This is a genomic window from Paraburkholderia monticola, from assembly GCF_001580545.1.
Classification (GTDB): domain Bacteria; phylum Pseudomonadota; class Gammaproteobacteria; order Burkholderiales; family Burkholderiaceae; genus Paraburkholderia; species Paraburkholderia monticola.
In genome coordinates, this window is sequence record NZ_LRBG01000012.1 from 204,785 (window position 1) to 221,067 (window position 16,283).

Here is a 16,283-nt window from a genome sequence, read left to right on the forward strand (position 1 = left end):
GTTATCTCTCCACTTCTAGCATCACAAATTTCAGCCCCTGCGTTACAACCCGCTCTGTCAGTCCGGCTGAATCTGTCATGCCGGTACAAATTTGCTTGCCGTTAGCGAAGATGCGATAGCGCACATTCGCGACTGGACTACCTTCATCATCTTTTACGATGAACCGCTCATCGAAACGACCCGCAGGTCGATCGCGACAGAGGCATTCCCCGCCATGCCCTAAAGCCTGGTTCATCTCGTAACCCGATGGGAGAGCCATGATCGAATTAATCGGAATCTGTTCTCCGGCTTGCACGTTCATCGACGTTCCGTGAGACACATCCGGGAAGCCCTTGTATATCTGGAATGTCAAGCAACAACTGAAACAGTCAAGCCCGTCTGATCCCTCAAATAGATCTGCAAAACGAGCCTTCATTTCAGCAACGATCTCCGCTGCCGGACGCATCCTCATATGCACCCCCATCCGTTGATTCGTGCACGCAACCCCATCAGGTCATTTAGCCAGCACTGCAACATGTGATGCGGCAAATGGCACTGCTCCTTGGCTTCACTGCCCTTCTGGTTCTGCTGCTCCATTCGTCCACTTCTTTTCTACCAGACAACACCCGACGAATTAACCATCTAAGCGGATCGTAGTCAACAGCTTTAATTTGGGATAGATCCAGTATTGACAAACATTGACGATTCTTAAATTCTTGCCAATGTTTGTCAAACCCGTCATATCTCAAATTGAAGTTGTTCGCTGCGACTCGTTTAAATGGTTAATTCGCCTGATATCTCTGAATATTCAGAAAATGTCCAGTCGAGCCGCAGAAACGGGAAGGTAACGGGGCGCCTGCGGCAAGCTAGAAGAATTGACTGATTTGCCATGTCACATATTTGATTTTTCATCACGTCCTGGCACGCATATGCTACGTGCCACAACTTCATTTCTTATGTTTTCGTTTTATCGCCCACAATTTTTGGCAACCCAATATACTCTGACGAATTTTATTATTCAAAAGTACATCTTCATAAAACTTCCTTTTCCGGAAAAGACCGACTCTGAAACACAAAGTCGTTTCAAAATAGACTCATTGAACACGGAGGATTTTTGGCAATACTCTCATTTTTACTTTGAAAAGGCCAACGACATCCTAACCAACCGGGTACCGTTGATTTACGCGAATCTCCAAAAGAACGATGCGGATTTGAAGTCGAATGGAGAACGACCAGCTCTATCTTATTTCGAGACGGCTCAGCAACATTGGAAAACGGTTCGCGATAATGAGTGTTACTCTGATACGTACTTACTAGGCCCGGCGTCAATCCGTTATATGGTATTTTTGGACTGTATGACCCGAATAACAAAAAACAGACTTGATGAGCTCACCAGGCATGATGCAGACGAATAACAGCAAAAAAAACGGAGCGAAGGTCATTCGACCTTCGCTCCGTCACGCCATGCAAGGACCGGCCAAGCCCTCGGTCTCCCCCGCGTAAAAGCGACCGCCTTACCGCCCCGCCACACCCTTCAGAATCCCCGCCACCCCATCCACATAGCTGCGCGTACCAAAGCGCTCCTGCGCGGTCCGATAACCATTGGTGACCAGCTTGTCGCGCAACGCATCGTTCGAGCGCAATTCGGCAAGCGTATCGGCGAGCGCATGCGCATCGCCCGGCGTACACAGCACACCGTTCTCGTAGTCATCGATGATTTCGAGCACCCCGCCCGCGCGCGACGCGACGACGGGCCGCTGCGCGAGCATCCCCTCGACGATCACGCGACCGAACGGCTCCGGCGTAATCGACGTGTGCACGACCGCGTCGACCGCACACATGCAGGCCGCGATATCGTGCTGAAAGCCCAGAAAATGCACGCGCGAGCCAAGCTGGTGCGCGGCGACGAACGCACGCAGTTCGAGCTCGTACTGGTCTTCCCCAAACAGCGCCGCGCCGACCAGCACCGCATGCATCTGCGGGTTGAGCACCATCGCTTCGAGCAGCACATGCTGCCCTTTCCAGCGCGCGAGGCGGCTGAACGAGCCGGCGAGGAACGCGTCGCGCGGCAGATTGAGGCGCTCGCGCAACACCGCTTGCGGCACCGTGCGCAACGCGTCGAACGGCTCCGCGGCAATCCCGTTGAACACGACGTCGATGCGGCTGCTATCGAATCGCGTCAGCTTGGCGAACGCTTGCGCCGACGCGGCGGAATTGGCGATCACATGCGTGAGACCGAGCCGCGCGCACCACTTGATGATCGCGAGCTGCTTGCCGCCGAAATGCTCGGCGCTGACGATGTCGCGCAGATGCCAGACCACCGGCCGTCTCGCGAGCTTGCCGGCCAGTGCGCCGATCACCATCGCTCGCTGCGTGTTCGCATAGATCACGTCCATCTTGTGCGCGCGTTTCGCGGTTTCGCGCACGAGCGATAGCAGCCCTTTCAACGCCTGGCCTTTCGGCATCGAACCGCCCTGCTTGCGCACGTTTTTCAGCACACCCGCATCGAGTACGCTGACTTCGACGCCGGTCTTCGCGAGCGCGGTGTGGAACGGCCCATCGTCGAACAGCACGACCTCGATGCGCGAGCGCAGCGCCTTGACGATCTCCAGCAGCGACAGCTCGGCCCCGCCGAGCACGCCGCTCTGGTCGACCGCGAGAATGCGCGGCACGTTCGCGACGTCTTGCGTATCCGGCCGATACGGCTGGTACGCGGGCAGCGTCGCCGTGCGCAACGCGGGCACCGCCGCGCGCACCTGCGCGAAGAAGCGCTCGCGGAACTGCGCGGCCGAAAACTGCTCGGCGTTGCCGCGACAGTTTTCGGGCAGGAACCGGTGCGCGAGCCCGTCGAAGCGATTGACCGCCGCGACGATCGATTCCGTATCCTGTTCATCGAAGAACATGCCGGTCGGTTCAGGCTCCGACACATCGCGCACGGTTTCGAGCGCCCCGCCCTTGCCGTACGCAATCACCGGCGTACCGCAGGCCTGCGCCTCGACCACCGAAATGCCGAAGTCCTCTTCGGCCGCAAACACGAATGCCTTCGCGCGGCTCATGCGGTCCTTCAGCACCTTGAACGGCTGATAGCCCATGATCTCGACATTCGGCCCCGCCTTCGCGCGAATCTTCGCCATGTCGGGTCCGTCGCCGATCACGACGAGCTTGCGCTCGGGCATCTGCGCGAACGCCTCGACGATCAGATCGATCTTCTTGTACGGCACCATGCGCGAGGCGGTCAGATAGAAATCCTCCTTCTGCGTGCACAGTGTGAAGGCCTCGATGTCGACCGGCGGAAAGATCACCTGCGCCTCGCGCTGATAGACCTTCTTGATGCGTCGCGCGATGAACGCCGAGTTCGCCACGAAGCCGTCGACCGAATTCGAGGTGCGGATATCCCAGTTGCGGATGTAATGCAGAATCAGCCGCGCGAGCGCCGACTTCGGGCCGTTGGTCAGCTTCGATTGCTGTAGATACTGGTGCTGCAAATCCCACGCATAGCGGATCGGCGAATGCACGTAGCTGATATGCACCTGGTCGGGGCCGGTCAGAATGCCCTTCGCGACCGCATGGCTGCTCGAGATCACGACGTCGTACGCGGACACGTCGAGCTGCTCGATCGCGAGCGGCATCAGCGGCAGATACGAGCGGTATTTGCTGCGCGCGAGCGGCAGCTTCTGGATGAACGAGGTCGTCACCGGCTTGCCGCGCAGGAAGCTGCGATCGTCGAGAAAATCCACGAGGCTGAACAGGTCCGCATCCGGAAAGCACGCGATGATCTGCTCGAGCACTTTCTCGGCGCCCGCGTAGGTCACGAGCCAGTCGTGCACGATGGCGATGCGCACGTTCCTGTTCGCGCGCGGCGCGCTGCGGCGCGTTGCGGGCTGCACGCCGGGCGCGCTCGTGAGTTCGTCGAGCGCGCTGCGTGTCGCAGGCCTCAACAGGTTGTCTTCAAGGACGTCTTGATTCATGCGCTTTTCCTCGGATTCAGTCGCAATAGCAGTGAACGCGCAAGATTGCGCAAGGCGGGCGTCATCGTGATCGACCACGCGACGTTCGCGCCGACCATCAACATGCCGGCGGCGATCGCGAGCGCGAGGCTCGGCAGGAAGCTCGCGAGCCACAGGCTGGCGAGCAGAAAGGCGAGATGGGCGAGCATGTCGAGCGCGATCTGGCGCGCGCGGATCGCGGCGAAATGCAGCAGCACCGCGTAGTCGAATAGCGCGCGAACGCCGACCGCCACGGCCGCGCCGGTCAGCCCGAAATGCGTGATGCCGAGCCACAAGCCGCCCGCGAACAGCGGCAGCTCGACGAGACCGACGCGCGCGGCGGTAGCGGGATTGACCTGCGACTGGATCAGGATGCGCGTCACGTTCGCCTGGCCAACGAGCCACACGGCGACGATCATGATGCGACCCACGGGTGCCGCGACCGTCGCGATTTCGTTGCCGACCCACAGATGCAGAAACGGCTCCAGCACCAGCATCGCGACGAGCGCGACCGGCGTGAACACGCCGTTGAGAAATTCGAGCGACTGCTGCGTGATCGTGTCGGCATCGGCGCGGCCGACCGCGGACAGGCGCGGAAACAGCGTGCGCACCAGCGCCGTCGGCACGATATTCAGACGCGTGACGAGATTCTGCGGCACCGTGTAGTACGTGACGAAACGCGCGCCGAGCCGCGAGCCGAGCATCACGCGATCGAGCGAATCGGCGACCATCGTCGTCACGCTCGCGATCAGCATCCAGCCGCCGAAGTTGAACAGCCCCTTCGCGACGCCGAGCTGCGGCGGCAGAATGCTGCGTATTTCAAGCACTTTCAGCGCGGAGCGGCCGAGCAGCACGGCCGCGAGAATCCGCGCGACCACGGCCGCGGCGAGCACGTTCTGCAAGGTCGCGCCGAGCCACAGCGCGGCACCGAGCGGCAGCAACTGGAACAGGAACGTGCCGATCGTCTGGTTCGTGTTGTAGACGCCGAAGCGTTCCGCGCCGTTGATCGCACCGGCGAAGACCCACGAGACGTTCGCGATCGGAATCGCGACCGCGAGCCACGGCAGCGCCATATAGACCTCGTGCTGCAACTCGGGCGATACCTTCGTGAAATACGCGGTGTACAGGAACGCGCCGAAGTAGATGATCAGACCGCCGATCACGCCCGTCGTCAGATTGAGCCACGTCGCGCTCCAGAACACGCGCGCGCTTTCGTGCTGATCGCCCGAGGCTCGCGCTTTCGAAATGTGGTTCTGCGCGGCCATGCTCATGCCGAGATCGAGAATCCCGAAGTAGCCGATCAAGGTCCACACGAGACTGATCACGCCGTAGCGCTCGACGCCGAGCAGCCGGATATACGACGGCACGGTCACGAGCGACACGAAGGTCGGCAGCACGAGCCCGAAGAAATTGATCGCTACGTTTCTGAGAATGCCCTTATCCATCGAATCCCTTGGGTTTTGCGGTTAGATTGCGCGCGGCTGCATCGGTGAGCTCGGCGGACCTCAGGGCTTCCATCGGTACATCAGCACCTTGCCGCGCGCGTCTTCCTCGACGAACACGAGGTACTCGCCGTCATTGCGCTTTGCCGCGCTGATACCGTTCGGCACGTCGACCCAGCCCGAGGCGCGTCCCACTTCGGGGCCCGGCCGGATCACGCCGAGTTCCTTGCCCGTGTCCTTGTCCCACACGTGCACCGCGCCGACCGGCTCGACGCCGAACACGTATTGCCCCTCGACGGTGAGGCCGATGATCGTCGCGATCGGCTTGCTCTGCGTCTGCCACGGCAAGGCAATCGCATAGCGCTGCACCGGCTTGCCGCTCGACCACTTGTCGTAGCGCACGAGCACTCGTCCCACCTCCTTCCAGAAACCCTGCTCGGTCGGCATATCGGCCGTATAGCCGCTCACGTACATCGTGTCGGTAGCGGGTTCGTAGATCGCGCGATGCAGTTCGGTGAATGGTACCGGCACCGGGTATTGCGTCAGGTTCGAATACGAGTAGACTGGGTTACCCTTCGCGTCGAGTCCGCCGAAACGGAACCGGTAGATGCCCTTCGTGTCGCGCGTGCGCCAGATGTCGCCGGCCGTATCGACCCACCAGCCCCAGCCGCCCGCGAGCTTCGTGCCGCTCGTGTTCGGCGTGAATTCGTCGCGATCGAAGCGGCCGTCGCCATTCGCATCGCGCCAGATCCAGTCGCCACCCGGCGGCGCATTCGGCACCTTCGCGACCGCGCGTTCGCGCCCGGCGATAAAGCCCGACGGAATCGCGGTCTCGCCGTCGTGCTGCGGATCGAAGCGGTAGATCTTCAGATGGTCCGCGTACATATCGGTCAGAAAGAGGAACGTGTGCCCCTTCAACCGACGCGCGATCGGCAGGCCCGGATACTGGTCGGTGTGAAACACCGGATCGTCCGGGTACTTGAAACGGTTCGACAGGAAACCGGCGTATTTCCAGTCCTGTCCGGCCGGCTTCGACAGATCGAGTTCGAAGCGCTTGTTGCCGGTATAGACGCTGTCGGGTCTCGCCGGATCGATCCATGCGCCGTCGACGAACAGCAGCCCCTCGACCTGCCAGTTGCGCTTGCCGCTCGGCGCATAGCTTTCGAGCGTCGCCCCGAGACCCGCGCCGATCGGCTCGTAGCGCGGACCTACGCCGTTGGTCGACACGTAGACGTTACCGCGCGCATCGATGCCGACGCCGGTCAGCCCGTTGAAACGCGACGGCCCCGGCTGCCCCGCGACGCCGCTGAAAATGCCGCCGCGCTCGCCGAGCGTGCCCGACTCCGTGTAGCGGCCGTCGCGCTTCGAGAAGAACAGCACCTGCTGGCGCGGGCCGTTGTCGGCGATCAGCACGCGGCCTTGCGCATCGACGGCGACATCGACCGCGACGGTATCGGACGGCAGCGTGAAGCTCTCGTCGATCCGCTGCCCGGTCGCCGTATAGTGCTCGATGACGGGCGCGCGATCGCTGCGTGTGCCGCTCAGCACCCACAACGTGCCGTCGGGCGCGAGCGCAATACGCCCAGGCTCGTGCACGCTCCACGTCGCCTTCTGCTGCATCGACTCGGCATCGTAGACTTCGATGCGGTTGCGCGCGGTATTGGCCGCGAACACTGTCGTGTCGTTTGCGGCGAGCCCGCCGATCTCCGCGTTCGTGCCGGTGGGCACTTCGTTCATCATCAGAAAGCCGGCCGCGAGTTGCGCATGCGGGTCGGCAGTTTTCGCGGCGGGCTGAAATGGTGCGACCCGTTTCGGATCGTCGATCAGGCGCCGCGAAATGCCGAACCATTGCTTGCCCTTCTCCGGCCATACGCCCGGCTCGACCAGATGCCCTTTCTCATTGCCTACCGCGATCGCGACGAACGCGTACTTGCGGTTCAGCGCGATCGCATTGCCACCGGCGTTGCCCCAGCCATGCGTGCCGCCCGCGAAGCCGAGCATCTTGCCGTCCTGGTAGACGCTCGCTTCGGCGCCGCTTTCGTCCCATGGCGCGTTCGTATACACCTTGCCATCGGGCGTGACCGCGAGCGCGGTGATGTTGATCTGCGTCCATGTGCCATCGCCAAAGCCGAAGCTATTGCCGATCCATGAGGTTCTCGCGTTCAACGCGGTTTCGGCGTCGGCGGGCATGCAGGCCGACGCCGCGATGACGCCGGCAAAGCAGGCCGTCAGCGCGAACCGGCGATTGAACGCGAAACAGGGCAAGGTGGATCCTCCAATCGATGTCCGGTCGACGCAATGCATGCGGACCTGCGCCCGCGTGGGGCGAAATTCGGTGATGTGGCGAAGCGAAACGACGCGCAAGCGAGGCAAGCGCAGCGCCTGAAGGCAGTCGTCCGCACGACTAAGTTAATCGGAAAAAATCCGGCGACGAAAATAGAAAATAATTCAAAAATATTCGCCAACTTAAATGCATGGAAAGAAACGGATTTATAAATCGACAAAAAGCTCGCTTGCGATCAACGCCGACGCCTCGCGTGACGATTCGCCTTTCTTACCGATGCGATATCACGCAATGCGCATTTATTACGGGGCGCACTGATGCTCAGATACAAACATATAAATCCATCTGGAATGGCTAAAGAAATAACCTGTTTCAATCTGATTCATTTAGCCAATTGCCAGCAGTTTTTTCGCGATTTTCTTTTCCCTAGAATCGATCGCAGCTAACACCCTGGACGGTTCATGACAGCCAGCGCATTGCCCCTCGCGCCCTCCCACTCCCGCATCGTGCAGCTCGACGGTCTGCGTGCGATCGCCGTGCTCGCGGTATTCGCGCAGCACGCGCTGAAAGCGCCGCTATGGATGGGCGTCGATCTGTTTTTCGTGTTGAGCGGCTTTCTGATCAGCGGGATCCTGCTCGATCGCAAGTCGCGGCAGCAGTCGTATTTCAGCTATTTCTATGCGCGGCGCGCGCGCCGCATCCTGCCGCCCTACCTGCTGCTGATGGCCGTGTCGTCGGTGCTGTTCGGCCTCGCCTGGGCGCAGCATTGGTACTGGTATGCGTTTTTCGCCACCAATATCGGCGATGCGCTGAATCAGAGCGGTCACGACAGCCTCAACGTGCTGTGGTCGCTCGCGGTCGAAGAGCAGTTCTATATCTTCTGGCCGTTCGTGATCCTGCTCGTGCCCGAGCGTCTGCTCGGGCTGGTGGCGGCCGCGCTGATCGTGCTGGTGCCGGTGCTGCGCGCCGTCGCGACCCCGTGGTTCGACACGTTCTGGCCGATCTATTACCTCACGCCGTTCCGCATGGATCTGCTCGCGGCCGGCGCACTGCTCGCGGTGGCCGTGCGGCGCGATCGCGACGCGCTCGAACCGTTCAAGGCACTCGCGGTGCTCGGCGCGCTGGCCGCGCTCGCGGTGCTGGCGTGGCTGCATCTGCACTTCCCGCGTTTTCGCGCGGCCAATACACCGTTGTCGAATGCGGGGCTCTATAGCGTGTCGCTGGTGCTGTGCACGTCGATCGTCGTGATCGCGCTGCAGAGCAAGGGCATCGTGAAGCGGCTCCTCTGCAATCCCGTGCTCGTTTATATCGGCACGATCAGCTACACGATCTATCTGATCCACCTGAGCGTGCTGTACATGGTCTGGCCACTGCATCTGAATCGCTATCTGAGCGCCGCGATCGCGCTCGCAATCACGCTCGTGTACGCGAGCATCACGTGGTTCGCCTTCGAGAAGCGCCTGATTTTCGGCGCGCGCGGCGCGAGAACGACGGCCAGCACCGGTGCCAACGTTGCGCGGCAAGCGCCGCAAACGCGCGCATGAGTCGCCGCGCCGGTATGGCTGCGGGTGTGTCGGGCGTCGTCACGGCGCTGACGCTGCTCGCGCCCGCAACGAGCGCGGCCGTCGCGCCATCGCCCACGCCCGTGCTGATCGAAGCCTATGGCGATTCGACGACGCTCGGCATCACCTGCGCCGACGGCCACTGCGGTCCGCAAGCGCGCAACGCCGTGACCGGGTTGCAGCAGGCCTTGCAGGCGCACGACGGCGAACGCGTGCAGGTCATGAACTACGGCGTCGGCGGCACGATGGCCGCGCAGTTGCGCGACGGCACCGGCAATCGCCGCGCGGGCCCGACGGCGGGCTTGCCGTGGCGCGAACGCCTCACGGCCTCGCCCGCCCGGATCGTGCTGATCAACTACGGCATCAACGAGGTGATGCAAAACCAGACGCCCGCGCAGTTCTACGCGGCCGAAACGACGCTCGTGCAGATCGCACGCGAACTCGGCAAGGAGCCGGTTTTGCAGACCTCGAACCCGATGCCCGACAAGCGGCTCAACGCGAAGCTGGCGGAGATGGTCGCGATGACGCGCCGCGTCGCCGCCGAGCAGCGCGTGCCGCTCGTCGATCAGTATGCCTATGTGAGCAGCCTGCCGGACTGGAAGGCGCTGATGTCGGACGGCGCGCATCCGAAGCCGGAGCTCTACCGGCTCAAGGCCGAACAGGATTATCGGGTCGTCGAACCGCTGGTGCGACGGCTGCTCGACGACACACCGTGAGCAAATTTTTTCGGACGTTGTGCTTTATTTCATTCACAAACTAGAAGGCAAGCTATGAGCCAACCACGCAAAGCGATCATCACCGGCGTCTCCGGACAGGACGGCGCCTATCTGACCCGGCTGCTGCTCGACAAGGGCTATCACGTGACGGGCACCTACCGGCGCACGAGTTCGGTCAACTTCTGGCGCATGCTCGAGCTTGGCGTGCTCGATCATCCGAATCTGCGTCTGGTCGAACACGACCTCACCGACCTCGGCTCGACGCTGCGCCTGCTCGGCAGCAGCCAGCCCGACGAGCTGTACAACCTCGCCGCGCAGAGCTTCGTCGGCGTGTCGTTCGACCAGCCCGTGACGACCGCCGAAGTGACCGGCATCGGCGCGCTGAATCTGCTCGAAGGGCTGCGCATCCTGAGCCCGAAGACGCGCTTCTATCAGGCGTCGACCTCCGAGATGTTCGGCCTCGTGCAGGCGGTGCCGCAACGCGAGAACACGCCGTTCTATCCGCGCAGTCCGTATGGTGTCGCCAAGGTGTTCGCGCACTGGTCGACGATCAACTATCGCGAGTCGTACAACCTGTTCGCGAGCAGCGGCATTCTGTTCAATCACGAATCGCCGCTGCGTGGCCGCGAATTCGTCACGCGCAAGATCAGCGACACGGTCGCGAAGATCAAGCTCGGCAAACAGGAGGTGCTCGAACTCGGCAACCTGAGCGCGCAGCGCGACTGGGGCTTCGCGCTCGAATACGTCGAGGGTATGTGGCGCATGTTGCAGGTCGACACGCCCGACACCTTCGTGCTCGCGACCGGCCGCACCGAGACGGTTCGCGATTTCGTGCGCATGGCGTTCACGGCGGCGGGCTTCCAGCTCGAATGGTCGGGCAAGGATGAACGCGAGATCGGCATCGACGTCGCGACCGGCAAGACGCTCGTGCGCGTGAATCCGAAGTTCTATCGGCCGGCCGAAGTGGACCTGCTGATCGGCTGCGCGGACAAGGCGCGCGACACGCTCGGCTGGCAACCGCAGACCACGCTCGAACAGTTGTGCCAGATGATGGTGCAGGCGGACATCGCGCGCAACGAGCAGCACGAGACGTTCTGAGGCGGCGGCCGTGGGCGGCGGCTCTCGCCGCGCACGGCTGCTCAGCCCGCGAGCTTTCTGAACGTCTCCAGCACCGCATCGCCCTTGAACGGCTTGACGATCCAGCCCTTCACGCCGGCGGCTTTGCCGCGCTCTTTCATGGCCGGGCTGCTTTCGGTCGTCAGCATGATCACGTTGACGCTCTTGTTCGCGAGCTCGCCGCGGATTTTTTCGACCATCGTCAGGCCGTCCATGTTCGGCATGTTCACGTCGCTGACGATCAGGCGGATACCCGAATCCGTCTTCAGCTTGGCAAGCCCATCCTTGCCGTCGATGGCCGTCGCGACATCGAGACCGTTTTTCGTCAGAAAGCCCGCGACTTCATCGCGTACCGTGCTCGAATCGTCCACCACCAGAATCTTTGCCATAGCCATTCCCTTGCGTCACCGACGCGTTGTATCAAAACAGATCCAGTTCGCCGGACTCGACGAGATCGTCGACATCCACCGTGTTTTCAGAAAAATCTTCGGGTGACCAGCTCAGATTGAAAACGAAGCGCTGGTCGATCGCCACCGACTGTCCGCTCGCCTCGTCGGTCAATCGATATTCGAACCGCAGCTGCGGATTGTCCGAACCGAACGAGATGTAGCGATGCTTGTGATTGACGAGTAGCGGCACCTGCACCTGACTCGCTTCGCGAGCGTGCCGCTCGCCAAGGAAGCGGTCCTTGAACGCCCCCCAGATCAGATTGGTCAGTTCGCCGAGCACGTTGTTCAGATCGCGAAAGCCCGCTTGCGCCGGGCCGACGCCGACCTGCCGTGCCGCGCGATCGCGTTCGATCATGCCGAGCAGCGGCTCCTCTTCGGCCTGCATCAACATATAACCGCGGCACCAGGTGCCTTCGAGCGGAATCAGGCTGAACACCTCGCCGAAGATGATCCGATCCCGCACGATGCTCGGCGTGTCCCGTCGCACCGTGACGTCATCGAACAACGTGGCGAGCCGCGCTTCCGTGATCTCCGCGATACCGCGCACGAGCGCATTCGGGAAGTCGAGGCTGAAGATGTATCGATCGACGGCCGCGCGCAAGGCCGTCATGTCGGCGCCATCGAAACTCGCGCACGCGGCGCTCGTCAACGCGCGGGGAAGCTGGTCGGGCGGCACGTCGCCGCTCGAGCGCAGGATCACCGGCAGTTCGGGCCGCACCGTATTGATCCGCGCGGCGGCCGTTGCGGCCTGCTCGACCGAGCCACCGTAATCGTGCGCGAGCAGAACGCCGCCGAGATCGATATTGGTGGCCAGTACCGAGCCGAGCCGGCTGCTGTCACGCACTTTCAGTGCAATCAGGTTGTGTTCGTCGAAAAAGTGCTTCAGCGCTTGCGCGTGGGCTGGACAATCGTCGAGCACGAGCACCTTGCTGACGGGCTTGCTGGTATTCATGGTGTTTCAGTCTGCGAATGCAAGTGTTGCTAGAAGAGTTCGAGTTCGCCTTCGGCCTCGTCGGCCACGGCAAACTCGGCTTTGAAATCGAGCGGCGCCTGAGCGCACAGGCAAAGCGTGACACCAAGGCGCACCGCTGCGCCGATCGTCAGCTCGTAGGTCCAGACCTGATCGGGTCGCAACTCGTCGAGATACTCGACACAGGCGCTATTCAATTCATACGGCGTCGACATGCCGAGATCGGGGAAGTGCGTGACCAGTTGCTGGTTCATGTAGCCGCAGCACAGATTGCCGAGTTCCATCAGCGTCTCCGACAGCGAACGGGTCGTGTCGCCGCTCGCGTAGTAGGCGCGCGTCGCGTCGTCCTTGCCGAAGTGCAGCACGAACAGCAGCCGGAAGCCGATCGACGAGATCGTCAACGCCATCGCGTAAGGACCAGCGGGATGCTCGCGATCCCACCTCGGCACCGCGGTGATCTCGCACGGGTCGCCCGGCGTCGCGGGCAATCTCGCGCGAGCCGCGTGACAGAAGATGTCCGCGATGCTTTGCTTCGCCTGATCGCTAATCACGCTGCGGCCTGCTCGAGCCGGGATTGAAACTGGTTCGCGAGCACCTCGACGCCGCCGAGCGACGCGGTGATCATCTTGCCGCCGGCCTGAATGTCCTGAAACGTCGCGGCCGTCGTCAGGTCATTGCGATGCAGACTCTCGCGATAGCTCTTCGACAACTCTTGCGAGCGCGACGCCAGCGAGCGCACTTCACCCGCGACGATGGAAAAGCCACGGCCCGCGGTGCCGGCGCGCGCCGCTTCGATCGACGCGTTCAGCGACACGATCAGCACGTGCTGCACGATCGACGACAGCTCCTGGTTCTTCTTGTGCATGTCGCGGTTCTGCGACATCAGCGAAATCATCTGCTCGTGCCAACGCTCGAACGTGATGGTCAAGGCCTTCAGGCGGGCGGCCTCCTGCGCGATCTTCGCGGCATGTTGCAGCCATTCGTCGCTGTGCGCGGCGGCGGCGTCGAGGGACGCCTGCAACGCATCGCGCTCGTGCGCCCACTGCCCGGCCTGCGCGCGCAGATCGGCGAGCATCGCCTCCAACGCGGCGCGCTCGCGGCTCGCCTGCTCGACGAGCCCGTTCGCTTCATGCAACTGTTGTTCGACGGCCTGCCGCGCGAGCGCGTCGACACGCTGCGCGTTCACGACAGCGCGAAGCTTGCGACGATAAAAAATTCCCGCGGCGAGTGCTGCGACGATACCGCCCACGCCCGCCGCCAGAAGATAGCTTTCAAACACGCCCTGCTCCCATCGCTTCGGTCAATCCATCAGGCCGCGTGCCCGCTACCGCATCCACGTCACGCTGCCGCGCCTCCTCGGCGGATGCGTCGAGACTGTCCACCGCCCAGTCCTCGGGGAACGACACGACGGTCTGGAAGCGGCGATAGTCCGCGCCGCGACGATCGTCGGTGAAGCGCAATTCGATGCGGCCCTGCTCGCGCCGCACGAAATCGCGCACGGCATCCATGCCGACCCCGCGCCCTGAAATCTCGCTGACGCTCTGCGCGGTCGAGAAGCCGGAACGGAAGATCAACTCGGCAATCGTTTCGTCGCTGAGTGCGGCATCGGCGTCGATCCAGCCGCGTTCGATCGCGGCCGCCCGGATTTTCGCGAGCGCGAGACCGCGACCGTCGTCGCTGATCGTGATCTGCAACGCGTGATGATCGACGCCCACTTCCAGTTCGATGACGCCGGCCGCATCCTTGCCGAGCGCGACACGCTCGGCGGCGGACTCGATGCCGTGGTCGACCGAATTGCGCAGCAGGTGCGTGAATACATTGCGCAGCGTGCCGCTGACCTCGCTGCGCACGCGGTAGCCGTTGTTGTCGATGCTGACCACCGGCGCCTCTTTGCCGAGTTCCGCAGCCAGAGACGGCAGCGATTCGAGCACGCCCGCGAGCGCCTCGAAGATCGATTCGGTGCCGAGCAACCGCAACTCGCGCTGCAACGAGTCGCGCATCGATACGAGGGCCTGCGGGTCGGCCGGATCGGCGCTTTCGACGAGCGCCAACTGCCGCTGGATCAACTCGCGATCGACCATCAGGAAGCGGTCCACCGCACCGCGCTGGCCCGGACCCTTGCGGCCGAGGCTCACTTCGTTGATCGTCGCGTAGGTTTCGAGCGCCGCCTTGACCCGCTGCAGGTCCTCGATCAGAAGCTGCTGGTCCCACGCTTCGGTGGTCTCCGCGCGACGCAGCGCGTCGTAGCGCTGCTCGGTTTCGTGCACGATGCCGGTCAGATGCTGAAGGCTGTACGTGCGTGCATTGCCCTTGACCGTATGCATGTTGCGGAACAACTCTGCGACGGCTTCGTGACTCGGCGCGTGATGCTGACGGATGATCCGCTCGTTTTCGCTGATAAAGCCCGTCGCGCTTTCGACGAAGTGATGGAACTTCTCCTGGCTGACCGCGAGGATTTCGCCGATCATTTCCAGCCGGCGTTTCTGCTCGCCGGCCTCGGCGGCGAGCGCGCGCAGTTCGGTCACGTCGCGCACGCACAGCATCAGGCGCAGCACCACGTCATGTTCGTCGGTGATGGCCGACCAGCTCAGATCGAGCGTCTTCACGCGGCCATCGGCCATCGGCTTCGCGATCTCGTTGACGAGCAGATGCTGGTTGAACGCGAAGTTCATGCTGTCTTCGCCGATGCAGGCCTGCAGCGCCGCTTCGATCTGCGCGAGCGTGTCGCTGCTGATATCGGTGCCGCCGAACACGAGATCGAGCAACGGTCGGCCCGCGATGTCGCGCGTCTCGAAGATCGCTTCGAGATAGGCGGAGTACTCCGGATGCACGATCACGCCTTCGACCACCGTCAGAATGCCCTGCTGCATGTTCTGCAGCATCGCCTGGATATCGGCGGTCTTCTGTTTCAGTTGCAGCGAGCTGTGCTGGATCTGCTCGATCATGCCGTTGAACGCGACGATCGAATGACCGATCTCGTCCATGCGGCCGACCGGCACGCGGCGCGTGAAGTCCTGGCTCGTCGCGATCTCGCTCATCTCCGCCTGCATCCGGCTCAGCGGACGCGTGATCTGGCGATACAGCAGCGCGCTGATCAGCACCAGCAGGACGATGGCAGCGCCCGTGGCCGCGCCGATCGCCGTCGTCGTCGTGGCGAGCGCGCTGTTCAGCGCGTCGATCGCGGCGTCCTTCTGACGGTTCTTTTCGATGCGCAGCGTCTCCACGATGCCTTCGAGCTCATCGCGGTATTGCGCGACGTTCGCGAACAGATAGGCCTGTGCCAGCTCGTTCTTGCCGTCGGCCTTCATCTTCGCGGTGTCGTTGACCGCGTTGAAATAGTTCGCGAGGCTCTCGCGCGCCTGGCTCACGAGGCCGGTTTGCGCCTGACCTCGTGCGGCCTTGGCCTGCACGTCGAGCGCCGCCTGCAACGAGGCTTCCTTGCTCTTCAGTAGCGCCTGAGCCTGCGCGACCATATTCGCGTCGGGCGCATAGACGAGCGTCATCATCGCGAGCTGAACGTCCTTGACCTGCGACACGAGGTCGGCCGACGCGAGCGCGCTCGGCACCACGCCCTGGGTAACCTGCCTGACGTCGGCGGCGCTGTTGCGGGTCTGAAGCACCGCGTATCCCCCAATGGCGGATAGCGCGACCAGCATCAGAATGACGAGAAGCGTAATGCGGTGACGGATGGTCATCTGAGAATCCCCGAGATCTTGAAATACATGGTCTCCCGCTTCTAGCGGGACGCCCGTGTGTTTTTGTGCTTTCGGGCGCGGGGA

14 protein-coding genes are annotated in these 16,283 nt (G+C 62.5%); 5 read left to right on the top strand and 9 right to left on the bottom strand.

Annotated features, from left to right (window positions below; all coding sequences use genetic code 11):
• Position 1: 1 nt before the first annotated feature.
• Positions 2–301: a hypothetical protein gene (locus CI15_RS15585; protein WP_241495849.1), complete on the bottom strand. Its 300-nt coding sequence runs from the start codon at positions 299–301 to the stop codon at positions 2–4.
• Positions 302–935: 634 nt separating this feature from the next.
• Here CI15_RS15585 and CI15_RS38245 point away from each other — a divergent pair.
• A complete protein-coding gene (locus tag CI15_RS38245) occupies positions 936–1,394 on the top strand; it encodes a lysozyme inhibitor LprI family protein (RefSeq protein ID WP_075643706.1) in 459 nt (152 codons plus the stop codon).
• 99 nt (positions 1,395–1,493) lie between these two features.
• On the opposite strand, the gene CI15_RS15590 is transcribed toward CI15_RS38245, so the two are convergent.
• Genes CI15_RS15590 through CI15_RS15600 form a run of 3 tightly spaced genes read right to left on the bottom strand, consistent with a single transcriptional unit; the run spans position 1,494 to position 7,597 of the window.
• Positions 1,494–3,947, bottom strand: coding sequence for a glycosyltransferase family 4 protein (locus CI15_RS15590; RefSeq protein WP_062129225.1), 2,454 nt, complete (start codon positions 3,945–3,947; stop codon positions 1,494–1,496).
• Complete coding sequence (locus CI15_RS15595) at positions 3,944–5,410, bottom strand: flippase (protein WP_062129226.1); 1,467 nt, start codon at positions 5,408–5,410, stop codon at positions 3,944–3,946. The genes CI15_RS15590 and CI15_RS15595 overlap by 4 nt, the downstream gene beginning before the upstream one ends.
• Before the next feature lie 60 nt (positions 5,411–5,470).
• Positions 5,471–7,597, bottom strand: coding sequence for an NHL repeat-containing protein (locus CI15_RS15600; RefSeq protein WP_241495852.1), 2,127 nt, complete (start codon positions 7,595–7,597; stop codon positions 5,471–5,473).
• 108 nt (positions 7,598–7,705) lie between these two features.
• On the opposite strand from CI15_RS15600, the gene CI15_RS36520 reads away from it, so the two are divergent.
• From CI15_RS36520 to gmd, 4 genes are all read left to right on the top strand, one after another.
• Positions 7,706–7,903, top strand: a complete 198-nt coding sequence (locus CI15_RS36520; protein WP_153041118.1) for a hypothetical protein — start codon at positions 7,706–7,708, stop codon at positions 7,901–7,903.
• Between the two features lie 249 nt (positions 7,904–8,152).
• On the top strand, positions 8,153–9,235 hold the full coding sequence (locus CI15_RS15605; RefSeq protein ID WP_062129228.1) for an acyltransferase family protein: 1,083 nt from the start codon (positions 8,153–8,155) through the stop codon (positions 9,233–9,235).
• Positions 9,232–9,969: an SGNH/GDSL hydrolase family protein gene (locus CI15_RS15610; RefSeq protein WP_062129229.1), complete on the top strand. Its 738-nt coding sequence runs from the start codon at positions 9,232–9,234 to the stop codon at positions 9,967–9,969. The genes CI15_RS15605 and CI15_RS15610 overlap by 4 nt, the downstream gene beginning before the upstream one ends.
• Before the next feature lie 54 nt (positions 9,970–10,023).
• On the top strand, positions 10,024–11,067 hold the full coding sequence (gene gmd, locus CI15_RS15615; protein ID WP_062129230.1) for a GDP-mannose 4,6-dehydratase: 1,044 nt from the start codon (positions 10,024–10,026) through the stop codon (positions 11,065–11,067).
• 41 nt (positions 11,068–11,108) lie between these two features.
• Here gmd and CI15_RS15620 read toward each other — a convergent pair whose 3' ends face one another.
• Genes CI15_RS15620 through CI15_RS15640 form a run of 5 tightly spaced genes read right to left on the bottom strand, consistent with a single transcriptional unit; the run spans position 11,109 to position 16,199 of the window.
• Positions 11,109–11,474, bottom strand: coding sequence for a response regulator (locus tag CI15_RS15620; protein ID WP_062129231.1), 366 nt, complete (start codon positions 11,472–11,474; stop codon positions 11,109–11,111).
• A gap of 31 nt (positions 11,475–11,505) precedes the next feature.
• Positions 11,506–12,486, bottom strand: coding sequence for a chemotaxis protein CheX (locus tag CI15_RS15625; RefSeq protein ID WP_062129232.1), 981 nt, complete (start codon positions 12,484–12,486; stop codon positions 11,506–11,508).
• 29 nt (positions 12,487–12,515) lie between these two features.
• Positions 12,516–13,055 (bottom strand): hypothetical protein, encoded by a 540-nt coding sequence (locus CI15_RS15630; protein WP_062129233.1) that lies wholly within the window; start codon positions 13,053–13,055, stop codon positions 12,516–12,518.
• Positions 13,052–13,783 carry a methyl-accepting chemotaxis protein gene (locus CI15_RS15635; RefSeq protein WP_062129234.1) on the bottom strand — a complete coding sequence of 244 codons (732 nt, stop codon included), beginning with the start codon at positions 13,781–13,783 and terminating at the stop codon, positions 13,052–13,054. Before CI15_RS15635 ends, CI15_RS15630 begins: the two co-directional genes overlap by 4 nt.
• Positions 13,776–16,199, bottom strand: coding sequence for an ATP-binding protein (locus CI15_RS15640; protein WP_062129235.1), 2,424 nt, complete (start codon positions 16,197–16,199; stop codon positions 13,776–13,778). The genes CI15_RS15635 and CI15_RS15640 overlap by 8 nt, the downstream gene beginning before the upstream one ends.
• Positions 16,200–16,283: the final 84 nt, after the last annotated feature.

Bases quoted from the DNA above. Each gene is read 5' to 3' on its own strand.
- CI15_RS15585 (WP_241495849.1), bottom strand. From the start codon at position 301: ATGAACGTGCAAGCCGGAGAACAGATTCCGATTAATTCGATCATGGCT.
- CI15_RS38245 (WP_075643706.1), top strand. From the start codon at position 936: ATGTTTTCGTTTTATCGCCCACAATTTTTGGCAACCCAATATACTCTG.
- CI15_RS15590 (WP_062129225.1), bottom strand. From the start codon at position 3,947: ATGAATCAAGACGTCCTTGAAGACAACCTGTTGAGGCCTGCGACACGC.
- CI15_RS15595 (WP_062129226.1), bottom strand. From the start codon at position 5,410: ATGGATAAGGGCATTCTCAGAAACGTAGCGATCAATTTCTTCGGGCTC.
- CI15_RS15600 (WP_241495852.1), bottom strand. From the start codon at position 7,597: ATGCCCGCCGACGCCGAAACCGCGTTGAACGCGAGAACCTCATGGATC.
- CI15_RS36520 (WP_153041118.1), top strand. From the start codon at position 7,706: ATGCATGCGGACCTGCGCCCGCGTGGGGCGAAATTCGGTGATGTGGCG.
- CI15_RS15605 (WP_062129228.1), top strand. From the start codon at position 8,153: ATGACAGCCAGCGCATTGCCCCTCGCGCCCTCCCACTCCCGCATCGTG.
- CI15_RS15610 (WP_062129229.1), top strand. From the start codon at position 9,232: ATGAGTCGCCGCGCCGGTATGGCTGCGGGTGTGTCGGGCGTCGTCACG.
- gmd (WP_062129230.1), top strand. From the start codon at position 10,024: ATGAGCCAACCACGCAAAGCGATCATCACCGGCGTCTCCGGACAGGAC.
- CI15_RS15620 (WP_062129231.1), bottom strand. From the start codon at position 11,474: ATGGCAAAGATTCTGGTGGTGGACGATTCGAGCACGGTACGCGATGAA.
- CI15_RS15625 (WP_062129232.1), bottom strand. From the start codon at position 12,486: ATGAATACCAGCAAGCCCGTCAGCAAGGTGCTCGTGCTCGACGATTGT.
- CI15_RS15640 (WP_062129235.1), bottom strand. From the start codon at position 16,199: ATGACCATCCGTCACCGCATTACGCTTCTCGTCATTCTGATGCTGGTC.